Genomic DNA, 17,848 nt, shown 5'->3' on the forward strand with positions numbered 1-17,848 from the left:
CGACCAGGGGGGTACGCAGCACCGTGCCGGCGATGCGCGCGGCGGCCGCGCGCACGTCGGACAGCGCCACGTGCCGTGTGGGCAGGGCGGTCCCTTCCGGCATGGCGCGGCGCCCTACCGGAACCGGACGGCGGTGATCTCGACGGAGCGGGCGCCGCCCGGGGCCGGCACCTCGACGCTGTCGCCGACGCTCTTGCCGAGCAGGGCCCGGGCAAGGGGGGAGGAGATGGAGATCGAGCCCTTCTTCATGTCCGCCTCGTACTGGCCGACGATGCGGTAGGTCTTCTCGTCCTCGGATTCCTCGTCGACGATGGTGACATAGGCGCCGAAGCGCACCTGCTCGCCGGTCATCTTGGAGACGTCGATCACCTCGGAGGAGGGGACGACGGATTCCAGCTCCGCGATACGGCCCTCGATGAAGGACTGCTTCTCGCGCGCGGCGTGGTACTCGGCATTCTCGGAGAGATCGCCATGGGCACGCGCCTCCGCGATCGCACGGATCACAGCCGGGCGCTCCTCGGACTTCAGGACCTTCAACTCTTCCTCAAGCCGAGACAGTCCCTCGGCCGTGATGGGGAACTTCTGCACGGCGTTTAGCCTTCCCTAGAACGCGACGCGGCCGCGCCAGTCCCCGCCAGGAAGTCGGGGGGAACCGGAGCGGCGCCGGGCTGAAACAGGCGGGGCGGGTCCTGGCCGGTAAGCCAGACCCGCCCCGATGTCTCAGAACGAAGATGCAAAATAGGACTGCAACGGAGCCACATCAAGCACTCCCGCGCGCAGTGCCGCGATGGCATGCACGGCGGCCCGGGCGCCCGCCACGGTGGTGTAGTGGGGGATGCCGTTGGTCAGGGCGGAGCGGCGGATGTCGAAGCTGTCCGCGACCGCCTGGCCGGAGCCGGAGGTGTTGATCACCAACTGGATCTCGCCGGACTTCATGGCGTCAACGCAGTTCGGACGGCCTTCCAGCACCTTCTTGACCTCGGTGACGGGCAGCCCCGCCTCGCGCAGCCGGTTGGCGGTGCCGCGGGTGGCGGCGAGGCCGAAGCCCATCTCCACCAGGCGGCGGCCCAGCGAGACCATGGCGGCCTTGTCGCCGTCGCGGACCGAGAGGAAGGCGGTGCCGCTTTCCGGCAGCTTCACCCCGGCGCCCATCTGGGACTTGAGGAAGGCGCGCTCGAAGGAATGGTCGAGGCCCATCACCTCGCCGGTGGACTTCATCTCCGGGCCCAGGATCACGTCCACGTTCGGGAAGCGGGAGAAGGGGAAGACGGCCTCCTTGACCGCGACATGGCGGGAGATGGCGTCGTCGTCCAGGCGGAACTCCGACAGCCTGGCTCCGGCCATGACGCGGGCGCCGATCTTGGCGACCGGCACGCCGGTGGCCTTGGCGACGAAGGGCACGGTGCGGGAGGCGCGCGGGTTGACCTCCAGCACGTAGATCTCGTTGCCCTTCACGGCGTACTGCACGTTCATCAGCCCGCAGACCTTGAGGGCCCGGGCCATGGCCTCGGTCTCGGCCTTGAGCTCGGTGATGATGGCGGGGGAGAGGGAGTAGGGCGGCAGCGAGCAGGCGCTGTCGCCGGAATGGATGCCCGCCTCCTCGATATGCTCCATGACGCCGGCGACATAGACGTTGCCCTCTGCGTCGGCGATGCAGTCCACATCGACCTCGATCGCGTCGGAAAGGTACTGGTCGATCAGGATCGGGTTCTCGCCCGAGACCTTCACCGCCTCCGCGCCGAAGCGCATCAGCTGGGTGCGGTCATGGGCGATCTCCATGGCGCGGCCGCCGAGCACGTAGGAGGGGCGGACCACGACGGGGTAGCCGATGCGCTCGGCCTCGGCGGCGGCTTCCTCCAGCGTGCGGGCGGTACCGTTGGAGGGCTGCTTGAGGCCCAGGCCCTGGAGCAGGTGCTGGAAGCGCTCGCGGTCCTCGGCGATGTCGATGGCCTCGGCGGAGGTGCCGAGGATGGGGATGCCGGCCCGGCTCAGCGCCTGGGAGAGCTTGAGCGGGGTCTGGCCGCCATACTGCACGATGCAGCCCAGCACCTCGCCCTTCTCCTGCTCCTTGCGGATCAGGGAAACGACGTCCTCGGCGGTCAGCGGCTCGAAATAGAGGCGGTCGGAGGTGTCGTAGTCGGTGGAGACGGTTTCCGGGTTGCAGTTGACCATGATGGTCTCGAACCCGGCTTCCTTGAGCGCATAGGCGGCGTGGACGCAGCAGTAGTCGAACTCGATGCCCTGGCCGATGCGGTTGGGGCCGCCGCCGAGGATGACGATCTTCTGCCGGCCCGTGGGGGCCGCCTCGCAGGAGGGAATGCCGAAGCCGCCCTCGTAGGTCGAGTACATGTAGGCGGTGTTGGAGGCGAACTCCGCCGCGCAGGTGTCGATCCGCTTGAAGACCGGGGTGACGCCCAGCGCCAGGCGCTGCTGCGTCACCGCGGCCTCGGTCGAGCCGGTGAGCGCGGCGAGGCGGCGGTCGGAGAAGCCCATGGCCTTCACCCGGCGCAGCGCGCCCGCCTCCCGCGGCAGGCCCTTGGCGCGGATCTCCTCCTCGGCGCGGACGATCTTCTCGATCTCGCGCAGGAACCAGGGGTCGAAGCGGCAGGCGCGCTGGATCTCCTCGACCGAGAGGCCGGCGCGGAAGGCCTGGGCCACGGTCAGCGAGCGGTCCGGCGTCGGGGTGGAGAGGGCGGCGATATAGGCCTCCACCGAGCCGTCGCCCGGGGCGGCGATCTCGTCCAGGCCGGACAGGCCGGTCTCCAGCGAGCGCAGGCCCTTCTGCAACGCCTCGCCGAAGGAACGGCCGATGGCCATGGCCTCGCCCACCGACTTCATCGAGGTGGTGAGCGTCGGCGGCGTGCCGGGGAACTTCTCGAAGGTGAAGCGCGGGATCTTCACCACCACGTAGTCGATGGTCGGCTCGAAGGCGGCCGGCGTCACCATGGTGATGTCGTTCTTGAGCTCGTCCAGCGTGTAGCCCACGGCGAGCTTGGCGGCGATCTTGGCGATCGGGAAGCCGGTGGCCTTCGACGCCAGCGCCGAGGAGCGCGAGACGCGCGGGTTCATCTCGATGACGACCATGCGCCCGTCGGCGGGGTTCACGCCGAACTGGACGTTGGAGCCGCCGGTATCGACGCCGATCTCGCGCAGGCAGGCGATGCTGGCATCGCGCATGCGCTGGTACTCCTTGTCGGTCAGCGTCAGCGCCGGGGCAACGGTCACGGAATCGCCCGTATGGACGCCCATCGGGTCCAGGTTCTCGATGGAGCAGACGATGATGCAGTTGTCCGCGGAGTCACGGACCACCTCCATCTCGTATTCCTTCCAGCCGAGCACGCTTTCCTCGATCAGCACCTCGGTGGTCATGGAGGCGGCGAGGCCGGCGGAAACGATCTGCTCGAACTCCTCCTTGTTGTAGGCGATGCCACCGCCCGTGCCGCCGAGCGTGAAGGAGGGGCGGATGACGCAGGGCAGCTTGACCATCTCCAGCCCGGCGCGCGCCTCCTCCATCGTGTGCGCGATGTGGGAGCGCGGGCTCTCGATGCCGATCCTGGTCATGGCGTCGCGGAACTTCAGCCGGTCCTCGGCCTTGTCGATCACCTCCGCCTTGGCACCGATCAGCTCGCAGCCGTACTTCTCCAGCACCCCGGCCTCGGCCAGCTTCAGCGCCGTGTTCAGCGCGGTCTGCCCGCCCATGGTGGGCAGGATCGCGTCCGGCCGCTCCTTGGCGATGATCTTCTCCACCACCTCGGTGGTGATGGGCTCGATATAGGTGGCGTCCGCCAGCCCGGGATCGGTCATGATCGTGGCCGGGTTGGAGTTCACCAGGATCACCCGGTAGCCCTCGGCGCGCAGCGCCTTGCAGGCCTGGGCGCCGGAATAGTCGAACTCGCAGGCCTGTCCGATCACGATGGGACCGGCGCCGATGATCATGATGGAGTGGAGGTCTGTGCGCTTCGGCATGGTCGGGGGGCTTCGTCCGGGAGGTCTGGCGTTTCAGGGGGCGGGGCGCGCGGTCAGCGGCGCCAGGTCAGCAGGATGGCGGCGGGGATGTTGAGCAGGCAGGCGATATAGAGCGCCTCGGTCAGCCCGTTCACCGGCAGGTTCGGCGGCGCGCGGTCGCGGAACAGCCAGAGCAGCAGGCCGGAGACGAGCAGCGAGGCGATCAGGGCCATGGCCATCGGATGGCCGGGCCTGCCGGCGCGCAGGAAGGCCCGCCACAGGCCGTAGCTGAGGCCCATGCAGCCGAGGCAGGCCAGCAGGATGACGGCGAGCAGCACCATGGCGGTTCCGGCCTGCCCCTGGCCTCAGCCGTGCACCGACAGCCCGCCATCCACCGGGATGGCCGTGCCGGTGACGAAGGCGGCGGCGTCGCTGGCGAGGAAGGCGGCGATGCCGGCGAAGTCGCCCGGCAGGCCCCAGCGCTTCTGCGGCGTGCGGGCCAGGACGCGGTCGTTCAGGTCGGGCATGTCGCGCTTGGCGCCGGCGGTCAGCTCGGTCTCGATCCAGCCGGGCAGGATGGCATTGGCGGTGATCGCGTCCGGCCCCCAGGCGACGGCGAGGGAGCGGGTGTACTGCACGATGCCGCCCTTGCTGGCGCCATAGGCGGGGGAGAGGGGCAGGCCGAAGATCGACATCATCGAGCCGATCGAGATCACCCGGCCATGGCCGGAAGCCTTGAGATGCGGATAGGCGGCGCGGCTCATCCGCATGGCGCTGGTGAGGTTGGCGTCCATGACGGCGTACCAGTCCTCGTCCGAGACATCCTGCGGCAGGCGGCGGATGTTGGTGCCGGCATTGTTGACCAGGATGGCGAGGCCGCCGGCGCGGGCCACCACCTCGTCCACCACGCGGGCGGCGCTGCCGGGCTCGGCGAGGTCGGCCTGGAGGGCGAAGGCCCCTTCGCCGCCATCCGTGTTCAGGGCGGCGACGGCGGCGGCGTTCTTTTCGGCGTTGCGGCCCACCACGACGACGCGGGCGCCGCAGGCGGCCAGGCCGCGCGCCATGCCGAGGCCGATGCCGCCATTGCCGCCGGTGACGATGGCGGTGCGGCCGGCGAGGTCGAAGAACTGGCTCATGCGGCCTTCTCCTTCACGCTCTCGATCAGCGCGGTGAAGCGGTGGAAGAGGTAGTGGCTGTCCGAGGGGCCGGGCGAGGCCTCCGGATGGTACTGCACGGAAAAGGCACGCTTGCCCTCGCAGGCGATGCCCTCGTTGGAGCCGTCGAAGAGCGAGACATGGGTGACCTTCACCCCCTCGGGCAGGCTCTTGTCGTCCACCGCGAAGCCGTGGTTCTGCGAGGTGATCTCGACCTTGCCGGTGGCGAGGTCCTTCACCGGCTGGTTGGCGCCGCGATGGCCGCGGTCCAGCTTGTAGGTGCGGGCGCCCAGCGCCAGGGCCAGGAGCTGGTGGCCGAGGCAGATGCCGAAGACGGGGACCTGCTTCTCCAGCACGCCGCGGATGGCGGGAACGGCGTATTCGCCGGTCGCCGCCGGATCACCGGGGCCGTTGGACAGGAAGACGCCGTCCGGCCCGTGGCGCAGGATCTCCTCCGCCGTGGCGGTGGCAGGGACGACGGTGACGTCGCAGCCGGCATCGGCGAGGCAACGCAGGATGTTCCGCTTGGCGCCGTAGTCCACGGCCACGACCTTGTGGCGCTTGGCGGGGTTGGCGTCATAGCCCTGGTTCCAGCGCCAGAGCCCTTCCTCCCAGCGGTAGGACTGCTGGCAGGAGACCTCCTTCGCGAGGTCCATGCCCTCCAGCCCCGGCCAGCCGGCGGCCTGGGCGCGTAGCGAGGCAAGGTCGAAATTCCCGTCCGGGGCGTGGCAGATCACGCCGTTGGGCGCGCCACCGTCGCGGATGCGGATGGTGAGCGCCCGCGTGTCCACCCCGGCGATGCCGGGGATGCCAAAGCTCTTCAGCCAGTCGTCCAGGTGGCGCTGGGCACGGTAGTTGGAGGGCTCGCTGACATCGGCCTTGGTGATCAGGCCGAGGGCGGCGGGGGTGGTGGTCTCCACATCCTCGGCATTGGCGCCGACATTGCCGATATGCGGGAAGGTGAAGGTGATGATCTGCCCGGCATAGGAGGGATCGGTCAGGGTTTCCTGATAGCCCGTCAGCCCCGTGTTGAAGCAGATCTCGCCCACCCTGGTCGCGGCGGCGCCGAAGCCTCGGCCCCAGAAGACCGTGCCGTCCATCAGGACGATGCAGGCGGTCGCGCCGGCGGGCGGGGTGTCGGCGGCTTCGGGCATGGAGGGCTCCGCGGCGGTGGGGGAGGGGGAGGACGTGGCGGGATCGGCCGGGACCGTGACGGAGGCACCCGGCATGTCCCCGAAGGACAGGCCGGTGGCGGCGAGCAGGGCGGGCCAATGCTTGGGCGGGATGGCGCGGGCCTGCCGCCACTTGCGGACGGCCTCGCTGCCCACGCCGCAGCGGCTTGCCACCGCCTCCGCCCCGCCGGCGAGGCGGATGATCTCTTCCACGGAACGCATGGCAGCGTTATCTGGGAAGCGCTTTCCCAAGTCAAAGAAATCCCGCGCGAGCCTGGGAAAAAACTTCCCAAATTTCCTTCCAGGCAGGGCGGGTGGGAAGTTTCCGCCTGGACCGGCTCCTTGTCGCGGGAGCCGGCCGGCGGGCATCGACGCCAGAACGAGGTAAGGAGAGGGCCAGATGGACCTTCGCAGCCGATTCACCGAGGAACTCAAGGCCTCCATGCGTGCGGGCGACGCCGCCCGTACCTCCACGCTGCGCATGATCATGGCGAAGCTGAAGGATACCGACATCGCTGCCCGTCCTTCGGGCGTGGACAAGGTGCCGGACGAGCAGGTCGTCGCCATGTTGCGCGGCATGGCCAAGAGCCGGCGCGAGAGCGTGGAGATGTACCGCCAGGGCAACCGCCCCGAGCTGGCGGCGAAGGAGGAGGCCGAGATCGCGGTGATCGAGGGCTTCCTGCCGCAGCAAATGGACGAAGCCGCGACCACGGCGGCGGTGGAGGCGGCGATCGTCGAGACCGGGGCCAGCTCGATCAAGGAGATGGGCAAGGTCATGGCGGCGCTGAAGGCGAAGCACGCGGCGACGCTGGACATGGCCAAGGTCGGCCCGATCGTGAAGGCGAAGCTGGGCGGCTGACGGCGCCCCCTGTGGAAAAGGCGGCACGCGCCGCCTTTTCCCGGAGGGTTCAGCGCAGCGCCGCGGCGATGTCTTCCGGCGTGTGGTTGGTCAGGTCCTTGTCCAGCGACTTCACGACGCTCGACTCGACCGTCTTGTGCATCGCCTCGCGGAGCTGGCCCAGGGTCTGCGGGTCGGCCACCACCACCAGGGCCTCGAAGCCGTTCTGCTGCTTCATGGCCTGGAGGGTCTGGGCGATCTGCTTCACGAAGGTGGCCTCGCCGGTCTCCTTGGGCGACTGGTCCTCGGGACGGGAACCGGAGGGGCCCTGCGCAGAGAATTCGGGGGAAAGGCGGTTTTCCTCGCGCAGCGTGATCTCGCCGTTCCGGCCGGTATTGCGGAACAGCAGGGCCTTTTTGCCATCGGCCACCAGGATCAGGGCGTTGTGGGGGATTTCCAGGGCCATGTGGCTTCTCCGTGTCTTGGCGCGCGCGACGGGGCAGGGCGCCCCGGTCGTCCGCAGACAACGCGGCAGCGGGGCGAAAGCTGGGGCCGGCCGGTGGTTTTCTGGAGCGGCGTTGCGGCCCCGGTGGGTCTGAACCCTGCGGCACCCCGTAGGTCAAAACCTACTATAAACCTACTATAGAGGTAGATCCGACCTACACGGGACAGCACGCCGCCCTGGCGGATGATGGCCCGCAACGACGACCCGCAAAGGAGGAGGCGATAGCCCTCCCGCCCGCCTTCCTGGAAGAACTCCGCGCCCGGACGCCCCTGCCCTCGCTGGTCGGGCGGCGGGTCAAGCTCACGCGCAACGGCCGCCAGTGGAAGGGCTGCTGCCCTTTCCACAACGAGAAGACGCCGTCCTTCTATGTCTATGACGACCACTACCACTGCTTCGGCTGCGGCGCGCATGGCGATGCCCTGTCCTTCCTCATGGGCACGGAGGGGGCGAGCTTCCGCGACGCGGTGGAGCGGCTGGCGGGCGAGGCCGGGCTGGAGGTGCCGAAGGAGAGCCCCCGCCAGGTGGAGCGCGAGGCCCGGGCACGCGACCTGCACGAGGTCATGGAGGCGGCCTGTGGCGTGATGCGCCGCTGGCTGCGCGAGGCCGAGGGGCGGGAGGCGCTGGACTACCTGCGGCGGCGTGGGCTGGGCGAGGACACGATCGACCGCTTCGGCCTGGGCTGGTCCGGCTCCTCGCGCGGGGCACTGGCGGCGGCGATGAAGGAGCTGGGGGTCGAGGCGGCGCGGCTGGCCGAGACCGGGCTGCTGCGGGCCAACGAACGTGACGGCGGATACAGCGGCTTCTTCTTCAACCGCGTCATGTTCCCGATCCGCGACCGGCGGGGGCGGATCGTCTCCTTCGGCGGCCGCATCCTGGGCGACGGGCAGCCGAAATACCTGAACGGGCCGGAGACCGAGCTCTTCTCGAAGCGGCGCAACCTCTATGGCTTCGATCTGGCGCGGGAGGCGGCATTCCGGGGCCGGGTGCTCGTGGCGGTGGAGGGTTACATGGATGTGATCGCCCTGCACCAGGCGGGCTTCGACGGCGCCGTGGCCCCCCTGGGAACCGCGCTGACGGAAGACCAACTGGGGGAAATGTGGAGAGCGTCCCCCGAACCGGTGCTCTGCTTCGACGGCGACGCGGCCGGGGCGCGCGCTGCGGCCCGCACGGCCGAGATCGCCCTGCCGCTGCTCTCGCCCGAACGCTCGCTGCGCTTCGCCACCCTGCCGGCGGGGGAGGACCCCGACACGCTGGTGGTGAAGCAGGGACCGGCCGCCTTCCAGGCGGTGCTGGACAAGGCGCGGCCGCTGCATGAATCGCTCTACGACATCCTGGATGCCGGCCGTTCCTCGGGCACGCCGGAACAGCGGGCGGCGCTGCGCAACGACCTCGCGGCCGCGGCGGCGAAGATCCCGGACAAGGCCCTGGCCTCGGAATACCGCTCGGCCCTGCTCGACCGCTTCTTCGCCACCCGCTCGCGGAACCGGCCGGGCTTCGCCCCCGGTGGGGCCCTTGGCGGCGGCGCTTCCAGGGCACGCGTCGGGGAAGGGGAATGGCGCGGCGGACGCAACGGCGCCCGCTTCGGCCGCCCGCCCCCGGTGCGGATCGAGCGGCGACCGGTGGATGCCGATGCCGCGCGGGTGGAACAGGCCCGCTGCCTGCTGGCGATCATCCTCGCCCATCCCTGGGTGCTGGACGAGGTGGAGGAGGCCTGCGCCCTGCTGGAACTGCCGCCCGGCCCCTGCCAGTCGCTGCGACAGGGGCTGCTCGGCTGGCATGGCTCCTCCCCGGGGAGCTCACGAATGCTTGACAGCGCGACTCTGCTCGCCCACCTGCACGCGGCTGAGCTGGGGGAAGCCCATGCCTGGGCGGCGCGTGCGACCGGATTGCCGGCGGCAGCGCGGCCGGAGGCCCAGCCGGCGGAGGTTTTGGCCGCGTGGTGGCACTTCTATGCCCTGCTGCGGGGAAAGGACGCCTTGATCGAGGACCGGCGCCTGGCTCTGGAGGACTGGATCGCGACCAACGATCCGGCCGCCGAGCGGCGGGCCTACCGTCTGAAGGAGGCGTTGGACGCCGTCCAGCGCGGGGAGACCGGCCTGGACGGGCTGTGAGGGTTGAGTGGTCCTGCCCCCCTGTGCGCCGCCTGCGGCGGCCGGGGAGCGGGCGGACCATATAGGGTAGAGGCAATTCGCGTGGGGTTCCGGCGGTCAGGCGTCGGGCCCCGCGCCTTTCGGAGGCTCGGAATGGCAACGAAGACCGCGAACGGGACGGAAACGACCGAGAACCGCGACGAGCAGGTCGAGGGCGTGCTCCTCGATGCCGTGACCTCGATGGTGAAGAAGCTGATCGCCCGGGGCAAGGAGCGCGGCTACATCACCATCGACGACTTCAACCAGGCGCTCCCCTCCGAGCAGGTGTCCTCCGAGCTGATCGAGGACACGATGGCCATGCTGAACGAGGCGGGCATCAACGTCGTCGAGGCCGAGGACGGCGCCGAGGAGGAGGTGGCCGAGAAGAAGGCCACCGAGGAAGAGGAAGGCGCCGAGGCCGAGGACGAGGAAGCCGGCGGCAACGTCAACGAGGAGACGATGGGCCGCACCGACGATCCGGTGCGGATGTACCTGCGCGAGATGGGCAGCGTCGAGCTGCTGTCGCGCGAAGGCGAGATCGCCATCGCCAAGCGCATCGAGGCCGGGCGCGACATGATGATCGGTGGCCTTTGCGAGAGCCCGCTGACCTTCAAGGCCATCCTCGGCTGGTACGAGGACATCAAGGCCGGGCGCATGCTGCTGCGCGACGTGATCGACCTGGAGGCGACCGCGGCGGGCGACAGCGACGCCCCGCCGCCGGCCGAGGTTGAGGAGGTCGAGGAAGGCGAGGAGGGCGAGGGCATCGGCCTGTCGCTTTCCGCGCTGGAGGAGAAGCTGCGCCCCGAGGTCCTGGCCAATTTCGAGGCCATCGAGGAGACCCTGGGCAAGCTCGACAAGCTGTCGAGCAAGCGCATGGAGGCCTATACCGCCGGCGACGACCTGAACGGCCGTTCCGAGAAGACCTACGAGAAGCAGCGCGTCGAGCTGGTGGCACTGATCGAGAAGGTGCGGCTGCACAACAACCGCATCGAGGAGCTGGTGGACCAGCTCAAGGGGCTGAACCGGCGCCTGACCACCTTCGAGGGACAGGTGATGCGCATGGCGCTGGCCTCCAAGGTCAAGCGCGAGGACTTCCTGCAGCACTGGAGCGGCAACGAGCTGGACCCGGGCTGGATGGACCGGGTGAACAGCCTGCCGGGCAAGTACTGGAAGGCCTTCGTCGCCAAGAGCCGCGACGATGTCGAGGCGGTGCGCGCCGAGATCGCCAAGACCGCCAACCAGACCGGCCTGCCGGTCGCCGAGTTCAGGCGCGTCTATGCCACGGTGAGCCGCGGCGAGCGCGACATGACCCAGGCGAAGAAGGAGATGATCGAGGCCAACCTGCGTCTCGTGATCTCCATCGCCAAGAAGTACACGAACCGCGGCCTGCAGTTCCTGGACCTGATCCAGGAGGGCAACATCGGGCTGATGAAGGCGGTGGACAAGTTCGAGTACCGCCGCGGCTACAAGTTCAGCACCTATGCCACCTGGTGGATACGGCAGGCGATCACGCGCTCCATCGCCGACCAGGCGCGGACCATCCGCATCCCCGTGCACATGATCGAGACGATCAACAAGCTGGTCCGCACCAGCCGCCAGATGCTGCACGAGATCGGGCGGGAGCCGCAGCCGGAGGAGCTGGCCGAGAAGCTCGGCATGCCGCTGGAGAAGGTCCGCAAGGTCCTCAAGATCGCCAAGGAGCCGATCTCCCTGGAGACGCCGATCGGCGACGAGGAGGACAGCCACCTGGGCGACTTCATCGAGGACAAGGCAGCCATCATCCCGCTGGATGCCGCGATCCAGACCAACCTGCGCGAGGCCACCACCCGCGTCCTGTCCAGCCTGACGCCGCGCGAGGAGCGCGTGCTGCGCATGCGCTTCGGCATCGGCATGAACACGGACCACACGCTGGAGGAGGTCGGGCAGCAGTTCAACGTGACGCGCGAGCGCATCCGGCAGATCGAGGCGAAGGCGCTGCGCAAGCTCAAGCACCCGAGCCGGAGCCGGAAGCTGCGCTCCTTCCTGGACAGCTGATCATGTCGGTCCGCGCGCTGGGGCCGCATGGCATCACGCCGGTGACGGTGGAGGTCACCTTCCTGCGCATGGACCGGCCCCCCGCCACCCCTGCGCGTTCCCTGCCCGGGGATGTGCGGATGGAGGTGGCGGAGCGCTGCACGGTGCCCTTCTACCGCTACCTCTACGACAATGTCGGCGGGGAGTACCTGTGGTGGTTCCGGCGCACCGTGCCGGACAGCCACCTGCGGGAGATCCTGGCCAGCCCGGCCATCTCGATCCACGTGCTCTACCGCGACGGGGAGCCGGCCGGGTTCTACGAGCTGGAGCGGCGGGCGAACCGCAGCATCAACCTCGCCTATTTCGGGCTGATGCCGCAGGCGGTGGGGCAGGGGCTCGGCCGCGCCTTCCTGCGCCACGCGGTGGACACGGCCTGGGGCGAGGGCTGCGAGCTGCTCACCGTGAACACCTGCACCGCCGACCATCCGCGCGCCCTGCCGAACTACATCGCGGCGGGCTTCGTGCCGTTGCGCCGGGTACGGGAGGAATGGCCCGTGCCGGATTCCGCCGGGCTCTCCGTGCCGTCCTGGCTGCGCGGGCGGGGCTGAGGCTTCCCCCGCGGCGCCGGTCCGAAGGGAAGAGTGACGAATTTCTCATCTCCCGCCCGCCCGGCCGTACCATGTCCTTTGTTGCATCCTCCGCGCGGCGCGGCAGGATGAGCGGCCAAGGGCCGGAAACGGGCCCGGGCCAGCAGGAGAGCCGCGTCCATGTGCAACCTCTACGCATCCCAGGAGCCGGACACCTATGCCTGCGAAACGCGGGCGGTCCGGCTGAGCGGGCATTGCACCAGCATCCGGCTGGAGTCCGCCTTCTGGGAGATCCTGGAAGAGATCGCGCTTTCCGAGGGCAGCACGGTGGGCCGCTTCGTTTCCAGCCTGCATGACGAGGTGATGGAACGGCGCGGAGAGGTCGGGAACTTCGCCTCGCTGCTGCGCGTGACCTGCACCCTCTGGCTGCGCCAGCGGCGGCTGGAGCGGGACGGAGCGCGGGAAAATCCCCGGCGCGACTACGCTATAGCCTGATACCACCCGTTCCCCGGTGCCGGCGCCTAGTCTCGCCGGCAAGATGGGATTCAAGGTTTTCCGGGCGCTGGGCGCCCTTTCGATTGCCGCCGCCATGGCCATCGGCCCTGGGCTCGTGCCGGGGCAGGCCCAGGCCCAGGCCCAGGCCCAGGCCCAGGCCCAGGCCCAGGCCCAGGCCCAGGCCCAGGTCCAGACGCCGCCGGACGGCGCGACGCTGTTCAAGCGGCAATGCGGCGTCTGCCACACGGCCGGGGCCGGCGAGCCGAACCGGCAGGGACCGAACCTGCATGGCGTGGTCGGCCGTACGGCCGGCAAGCTGGAGGGCTTCCGCTACTCCCCCGCCCTTGCGGCGTCGGACCTGCAATGGAACGCCGCCACGTTGGATGCCTGGCTGGTGGACAGCGCCAGGCTCGTGCCCGGCTCCGTGATGCCGTACCGGCAGGCCAACCCCGCCATCCGCGGGGCGATCATCGACTGGCTGAAAGAGGGGAACTGATGGCCAAGCCCATCCACAGCATGATCCGTGTGCGCGACGAGGCGCGCTCGCTCGACTTCTATCGCCGCGCCTTCGGGCTGGAGGTGGCGGAGCGGCTGGCCTTCGACGGCTTCACGCTGATCTACCTGAGCAACCCGGAAAGCGAGTTCGAGCTGGAGCTGACGGTCAACGACGGCCGCGCCGAGCCCTATCAGCTCGGCGACGGCTACGGCCATCTCGCCGTCTCGGTGGAGGATCTGGAGGCCGAGCATGCGCGCTTCGAGCGCGAGGGCCTTTCCCCCCTGCCGCTGAAGGAGCTGAAGCATGAGGGCAGGCCGCTGGCGCGGTTCTTCTTCGTGCAGGACCCGGACGGCTACCGGATCGAGGTGCTGCAGCGGGGAGGCCGCTTCCGCTGATGTGAGTGTTTCGAGGAGCAGGGGCGGCAACAGCCCCGATGATGGGAGGAGAACGAGAATGAGGGAAGTGGACAAGCGGCTGCGTTCGACGCGCCGGATCTTCCTGCGCGGCGCGGCCACGGCGGTTCCCGCGGCCGCCGTGGCCGCCACGCTCTTCACGGCGGAGGCGAGCTGGGCGGCGGAGGCCCGGAACCTCAGGCCGCGCACCCTGGTGGTGCTGGCGAAGCTGGCGCGCGACATCTATCCGCACGACCGCATCCCGGACCGGCTCTATGCCAGCGCCGTGCTCTCCTATGACGACAAGGCGGGCAAGGACGCGGCGCTGCGGACGCTGCTGGAGGAAGGCGTGGACCGGCTCGATGCGGATTCCAGGATCCGCTACGGCGGCAACGACTATCTGAGTCTGAACTGGGAGCGCGACCGCCTGCCGCTGCTCTACGGGATCGAGCGGACGCCCTTCTTCCAGAAGGTGCGCGCCGATCTCGTGGTCGCCTTCTACAACCAGCAGGACGTCTGGACCAAGCTCGGCTACGAGGGCTCCAGCGCGGAATACGGCGGCTACATCAACCGCGGCTTCAACGACATCGACTGGCTGCCGTCGGCCTGAGCGGCGGGGAGGATTCGAGATGGCGAATTTCGACCTGAACGACGACAGCCTCGTCGTGATCGTGGGCTCCGGCGCCGGCGGTGGCACGCTCGGCAACGAGCTGGCGCAGAAGGGCGTGAAGGTGGTGATCCTGGAGGCGGGCAGCCGCTACGAGATCCAGGACTTCGTCAACGACGAGTGGGAAAGCTTCGCCCAGCTCGCCTGGACGGACATGCGCACCACCACCGGCTCCTGGCGCGTGGCGCGGGACTTCCCGAACCTGCCGGCCTGGATCGTGAAGGCGGTGGGCGGTACCACCACGCACTGGGCGGGCGCCTCGCTGCGCTTCCAGGACTACGAGTTCAAGGCACGCACGACCTACGGCAAGGTGGACGGTGCCAACCTGCTCGACTGGCCGATCACGCTGGCGGAGATGGCGCCCTACTACGCCCGGGCCGAGGATAAGATGGGCGTGACCGGCACCAACGGCATCCCGCGCCTGCCGGGCAACAACAACTTCAAGGTGATGGCGGCGGGCGCGAAGAAGCTCGGCTACCAGGAAGTGCACACCGGCAACATGGCGATCAACAGCCAGCCGCGTGCCGGGCGGGGGAGCTGCCAGCAGATCGGCTTCTGCTTCCAGGGCTGCAAGTCGGGCGCCAAGTGGTCCACCCTGTACACCGAGATCCCGGCGGGCGAGGCCACCGGCAACCTCGAAGTCCGACCCGACTGCATGGTGCTGAAGATCGAGCACGATGCGAAGGGCAAGGCGACCGGCGTGATCTATGCCGATGCCCAGGGCAGCCACCACCGGCAGAAGGCGCGCGTGGTCTGCGTCGCGGGGAATTCGATCGAGAGCCCGCGCCTGCTGCTCAACAGCGCGTCCTCGCTGTTCCCGGACGGGATGGCCAATTCCTCGGGCCAGGTCGGGCGCAACTACATGCGGCACCTGACCGCCAGCGTCTATGGCATGTTCGAGAAGCCGGTGCACATGTACCGCGGCACCACCATGGCCGGCATCGTGCGCGACGAGGCGCACCACAAGCCGGAGCGCGGCTTCGTCGGCGGCTACGAGATGGAGACGCTCTCGCTCGGCGTGCCTTTCATGGCAGCCTTCCTGGACCCCGGCGGCTGGGGGCGGGGCTTCACCTCGGCGCTGGACGGCTATGACCGGATGGCGGGGATGTGGATCGTGGGCGAGGACATGCCGCAGGAAACCAACCGCATCACGCTGGACCCCAAGGCGAAGGACAAGCACGGGTTGCCGGTGGCGCGGGTGAACTTCGACGACCATGCCAACGACATCGCGATGCGTGAGCACGGCTACCGTCAGGGCAGCGCGATCTACGACGCGGTGGGGGCGACGCGGGTGTTCCACACCACCGCCTATCCCTCCACCCACAACATGGGCACCAACCGGATGAGCGAGAGGCCGCGCGACGGCGTGGTGGACCGCAACGGCAAGGCGCACGACCTGCCGAACCTGTATGTCTCGGATGGCAGCCAGTTCACCAGCGGCGCGGCCTGCAACCCGTCGCTGACCATCGTGGCGCTGGCGATCCGCCAGGCGGAGCATCTGACAAGCCGGATGTCGCGCGGCGAGGTGTAAGGCGAGCGCCGGGGGCCTCTCCCCGGCACCGTAGAGGGCCGGAAGGCCCGGCGGTGTGGCCCCGCGGGAGCGATCCCGCGGGGCTTTCTCGTTGCGCAAGGCTGCCGTGCTGGCTCGCGCCCGGTATGCAGTGGATGGCCTGTTGGGTAGAAATTTATACGTTATGAGCAGGTGAATGTAGTTTTGTATATCGAAACGGCTCAAGGACGTGATCTAGTATTCCGGATCGCCGTGGACGGGCATTCCTGAAACCACGGCGAGGATGAACGAAGGCCCCGGGCGAACCGGGCCTCGCCGGAGGAGTGTTCCATGAGCAACCGACCCGCATCCCGGGCGGGCGGCGTCATGCCGTCCGCGTACCCCGCCCCCCACGGGCGCGCCTGACCGATGGGCGCGCAGACCGCCGCCATCGCCGGGCTCGTGGTGATGTTCATCGTCGCCACCGTCCTGCCGATCAACATGGGGGCGCTGGCCTTTGCCCTGGCCTTCCTGGTTGGCACCGTCTTCATGGGCCTGCGGGCCGACCAGATCATCGCGGGCTTTCCCGGCGATCTCTTCGTGACGCTGGTCGGCATCACCTATCTCTTCGCGATCGCGCAGAAGAACGGGACCATCGACTTCCTGGTCCATTCCGCCGTGCGCATGGTGCGCGGCCGCATCGCGGCGATTCCCTGGATCATGTTCACCGTGGCGGCCTGCCTGACGGCGGTGGGGGCGGTGAGCCCGGCGGCGGTGGCGATCCTGGCGCCCGTGGCGCTGCAGTTCGCGCGGCAGTACGGGATCAACCCGCTGATGATGGGCCTGCTGGTGATCCACGGCGCCCAGGGCGGCGGCTTCTCGCCGATCAGCATCTACGGCGGCATCACCAACCAGATCGTCGCGCGCTCGGGCATTCCCGGCGACGAGATGGTGGTCTTCCTGGCCAGCCTTGTCTTCAACCTGCTGGTGGCCATCGCCGTCTTCTTCGCCTTCGGTGGGCTGAGGCTGCTGCGCCAAAAGGCCGGGGCGGGGGCCGAGCCCGGCCCCGAGCCGGCGCTGGGCCGCGACGGGCCGGCGGCGGAACTCCAGATCGAGGGCTACGGCACCAGCCCGGCTGCGCAGATCACCGCCCCCTCGCGCCTCGTGCCCGGCGGCCAGCGCGTGACGACGGAGCAGATGCTGACGCTGGCGGGCCTCCTTGCCCTGGCGGTGGGGGCGCTGGCCTTCAACCTCAATGTCGGGCTGGTGGCGATCTCGGTGGCGGTGGTGCTCGCCCTGATCTCGCCCAACGAGCAGAAGAACGCCGTGGACAAGATCAGCTGGTCCGCCGTGTTGCTGGTGGGCGGGGTAATCACCTATATCGCGGTGCTGCAGCGCTCTGGCGCCATCGACTCGCTGGGCCAGGGCGTGTCCGGCATCGGCGCGCCGCTGCTGGCGGCCCTGCTGCTCTGCTATGTGGGCGGCATCGTTTCCGCCTTCGCCTCCTCGGTCGCGGTGCTGGGCGCCACCATCCCGCTGGCGGTGCCGTTCCTGCAACAGGGCGAGATCGGCCCGGTAGGCATGATCGCGGCCCTGGCGATCTCCTCCACCGTGGTGGATGTCAGCCCCTTCTCGACCAACGGCGCGCTGGTGGTGGCGAATGCCCCGCCGGAGGAGCGCGACAGCGTCTACAAGCGCTTCCTGGCCTACAGCATCCTAGTGATCATCGCCGGGCCTGCCCTGGCCTGGCTGATGCTGGTGGTGCCCGGCTGGTTCTGAGGCAACCGCCGCGCGGCGGGACCGGGCACCCTGTCACGGGGCGTCCGGCGAGTCCGGGGCGGGCGTCGAGCCCGCCATGTCCCGGGCCCTGCTGGAGCCATGTGCCCCGGCAGGGCCCGGTGGCCGGCGGAACTGTCACGTCGAGGCCGGACGGGAACGGGGCCAGATGGACCAGGGTCAGGCGAAA

16 protein-coding genes are annotated in these 17,848 nt (G+C 69.3%); 10 read left to right on the forward strand and 6 right to left on the reverse strand.

All coding sequences use genetic code 11. The annotated features are described in order from the left end of the window. Positions 1–114: 114 nt before the first annotated feature. The 5 genes from greA to carA all read right to left on the reverse strand — a co-directional run bounded on the left by greA (position 115) and on the right by carA (position 6,493). Positions 115–588, reverse strand: coding sequence for a transcription elongation factor GreA (gene greA / locus ROTAS13_RS01640; RefSeq protein ID WP_075821369.1), 474 nt, complete (start codon positions 586–588; stop codon positions 115–117). Positions 589–720: 132 nt separating this feature from the next. After that, positions 721–3,966, reverse strand: coding sequence for a carbamoyl-phosphate synthase large subunit (carB, locus tag ROTAS13_RS01645; protein ID WP_075821370.1), 3,246 nt, complete (start codon positions 3,964–3,966; stop codon positions 721–723). Between the two features lie 53 nt (positions 3,967–4,019). Then, complete coding sequence (locus ROTAS13_RS01650) at positions 4,020–4,286, reverse strand: hypothetical protein (protein WP_019459468.1); 267 nt, start codon at positions 4,284–4,286, stop codon at positions 4,020–4,022. Between the two features lie 24 nt (positions 4,287–4,310). Next, positions 4,311–5,081 (reverse strand): SDR family NAD(P)-dependent oxidoreductase, encoded by a 771-nt coding sequence (locus ROTAS13_RS01655; protein ID WP_058389364.1) that lies wholly within the window; start codon positions 5,079–5,081, stop codon positions 4,311–4,313. Further along, positions 5,078–6,493: a glutamine-hydrolyzing carbamoyl-phosphate synthase small subunit gene (carA, locus tag ROTAS13_RS01660; RefSeq protein ID WP_075821371.1), complete on the reverse strand. Its 1,416-nt coding sequence runs from the start codon at positions 6,491–6,493 to the stop codon at positions 5,078–5,080. The genes ROTAS13_RS01655 and carA overlap by 4 nt, the downstream gene beginning before the upstream one ends. Positions 6,494–6,671: 178 nt before the next feature. Between carA and ROTAS13_RS01665 the strand changes: the two genes are divergently transcribed. Further along, positions 6,672–7,130, forward strand: a complete 459-nt coding sequence (locus ROTAS13_RS01665) for a GatB/YqeY domain-containing protein (protein WP_058389838.1) — start codon at positions 6,672–6,674, stop codon at positions 7,128–7,130. Between the two features lie 49 nt (positions 7,131–7,179). On the opposite strand, the gene ROTAS13_RS01670 is transcribed toward ROTAS13_RS01665, so the two are convergent. Next, entirely contained in the window at positions 7,180–7,575 is a 396-nt protein-coding gene (locus ROTAS13_RS01670; RefSeq protein WP_058389839.1) for a host attachment family protein, read from the reverse strand. A 260-nt stretch (positions 7,576–7,835) separates the two neighbouring features. Here ROTAS13_RS01670 and dnaG point away from each other — a divergent pair, with 260 nt between their 5' ends. From dnaG to ROTAS13_RS01715, 9 genes are all read left to right on the forward strand, one after another. Continuing rightward, entirely contained in the window at positions 7,836–9,725 is a 1,890-nt protein-coding gene (dnaG, locus tag ROTAS13_RS01675; protein WP_075821372.1) for a DNA primase, read from the forward strand. 132 nt (positions 9,726–9,857) lie between these two features. Next, positions 9,858–11,777, forward strand: a complete 1,920-nt coding sequence (rpoD, locus tag ROTAS13_RS01680; protein WP_019459462.1) for an RNA polymerase sigma factor RpoD — start codon at positions 9,858–9,860, stop codon at positions 11,775–11,777. 2 nt (positions 11,778–11,779) lie between these two features. Continuing rightward, a complete protein-coding gene (locus tag ROTAS13_RS01685; RefSeq protein ID WP_083755358.1) occupies positions 11,780–12,364 on the forward strand; it encodes a GNAT family N-acetyltransferase in 585 nt (194 codons plus the stop codon). Between the two features lie 159 nt (positions 12,365–12,523). Further along, positions 12,524–12,838 (forward strand): ribbon-helix-helix domain-containing protein, encoded by a 315-nt coding sequence (locus ROTAS13_RS01690; RefSeq protein ID WP_019459460.1) that lies wholly within the window; start codon positions 12,524–12,526, stop codon positions 12,836–12,838. A gap of 43 nt (positions 12,839–12,881) precedes the next feature. Then, entirely contained in the window at positions 12,882–13,334 is a 453-nt protein-coding gene (locus ROTAS13_RS01695; protein WP_216348570.1) for a cytochrome c family protein, read from the forward strand. Next, positions 13,334–13,729: a VOC family protein gene (locus ROTAS13_RS01700; RefSeq protein WP_019459458.1), complete on the forward strand. Its 396-nt coding sequence runs from the start codon at positions 13,334–13,336 to the stop codon at positions 13,727–13,729. Before ROTAS13_RS01695 ends, ROTAS13_RS01700 begins: the two co-directional genes overlap by 1 nt. Positions 13,730–13,787: 58 nt before the next feature. Beyond that, the gene (locus ROTAS13_RS01705; protein ID WP_019459457.1) at positions 13,788–14,336 is read left to right on the forward strand and encodes a hypothetical protein; all 549 of its coding nucleotides are present in this window, start codon (positions 13,788–13,790) and stop codon (positions 14,334–14,336) included. Positions 14,337–14,355: 19 nt separating this feature from the next. Then, positions 14,356–15,924 (forward strand): GMC family oxidoreductase, encoded by a 1,569-nt coding sequence (locus ROTAS13_RS01710; protein WP_075821373.1) that lies wholly within the window; start codon positions 14,356–14,358, stop codon positions 15,922–15,924. A 387-nt stretch (positions 15,925–16,311) separates the two neighbouring features. Further along, positions 16,312–17,661, forward strand: a complete 1,350-nt coding sequence (locus tag ROTAS13_RS01715) for an SLC13 family permease (RefSeq protein WP_019459455.1) — start codon at positions 16,312–16,314, stop codon at positions 17,659–17,661. The last annotated feature ends 187 nt before the right edge of the window (positions 17,662–17,848 follow it).

The sequence above is a fragment of the Roseomonas sp. TAS13 genome (assembly GCF_001950415.1).
GTDB lineage: Bacteria > Pseudomonadota > Alphaproteobacteria > Acetobacterales > Acetobacteraceae > Roseomonas > Roseomonas mucosa.

Coding starts and splice junctions, on each gene's coding strand:
- carB (WP_075821370.1), bottom strand. CDS start 3,966: ATGCCGAAGCGCACAGACCTCCACTCCATCATGATCATCGGCGCCGGT.
- ROTAS13_RS01650 (WP_019459468.1), bottom strand. CDS start 4,286: ATGGTGCTGCTCGCCGTCATCCTGCTGGCCTGCCTCGGCTGCATGGGC.
- ROTAS13_RS01655 (WP_058389364.1), bottom strand. CDS start 5,081: ATGAGCCAGTTCTTCGACCTCGCCGGCCGCACCGCCATCGTCACCGGC.
- carA (WP_075821371.1), bottom strand. CDS start 6,493: ATGCGTTCCGTGGAAGAGATCATCCGCCTCGCCGGCGGGGCGGAGGCG.
- ROTAS13_RS01665 (WP_058389838.1), top strand. CDS start 6,672: ATGGACCTTCGCAGCCGATTCACCGAGGAACTCAAGGCCTCCATGCGT.
- ROTAS13_RS01670 (WP_058389839.1), bottom strand. CDS start 7,575: ATGGCCCTGGAAATCCCCCACAACGCCCTGATCCTGGTGGCCGATGGC.
- rpoD (WP_019459462.1), top strand. CDS start 9,858: ATGGCAACGAAGACCGCGAACGGGACGGAAACGACCGAGAACCGCGAC.
- ROTAS13_RS01685 (WP_083755358.1), top strand. CDS start 11,780: ATGTCGGTCCGCGCGCTGGGGCCGCATGGCATCACGCCGGTGACGGTG.
- ROTAS13_RS01690 (WP_019459460.1), top strand. CDS start 12,524: ATGTGCAACCTCTACGCATCCCAGGAGCCGGACACCTATGCCTGCGAA.
- ROTAS13_RS01695 (WP_216348570.1), top strand. CDS start 12,882: ATGGGATTCAAGGTTTTCCGGGCGCTGGGCGCCCTTTCGATTGCCGCC.
- ROTAS13_RS01700 (WP_019459458.1), top strand. CDS start 13,334: ATGGCCAAGCCCATCCACAGCATGATCCGTGTGCGCGACGAGGCGCGC.
- ROTAS13_RS01705 (WP_019459457.1), top strand. CDS start 13,788: ATGAGGGAAGTGGACAAGCGGCTGCGTTCGACGCGCCGGATCTTCCTG.
- ROTAS13_RS01710 (WP_075821373.1), top strand. CDS start 14,356: ATGGCGAATTTCGACCTGAACGACGACAGCCTCGTCGTGATCGTGGGC.
- ROTAS13_RS01715 (WP_019459455.1), top strand. CDS start 16,312: ATGGGCGCGCAGACCGCCGCCATCGCCGGGCTCGTGGTGATGTTCATC.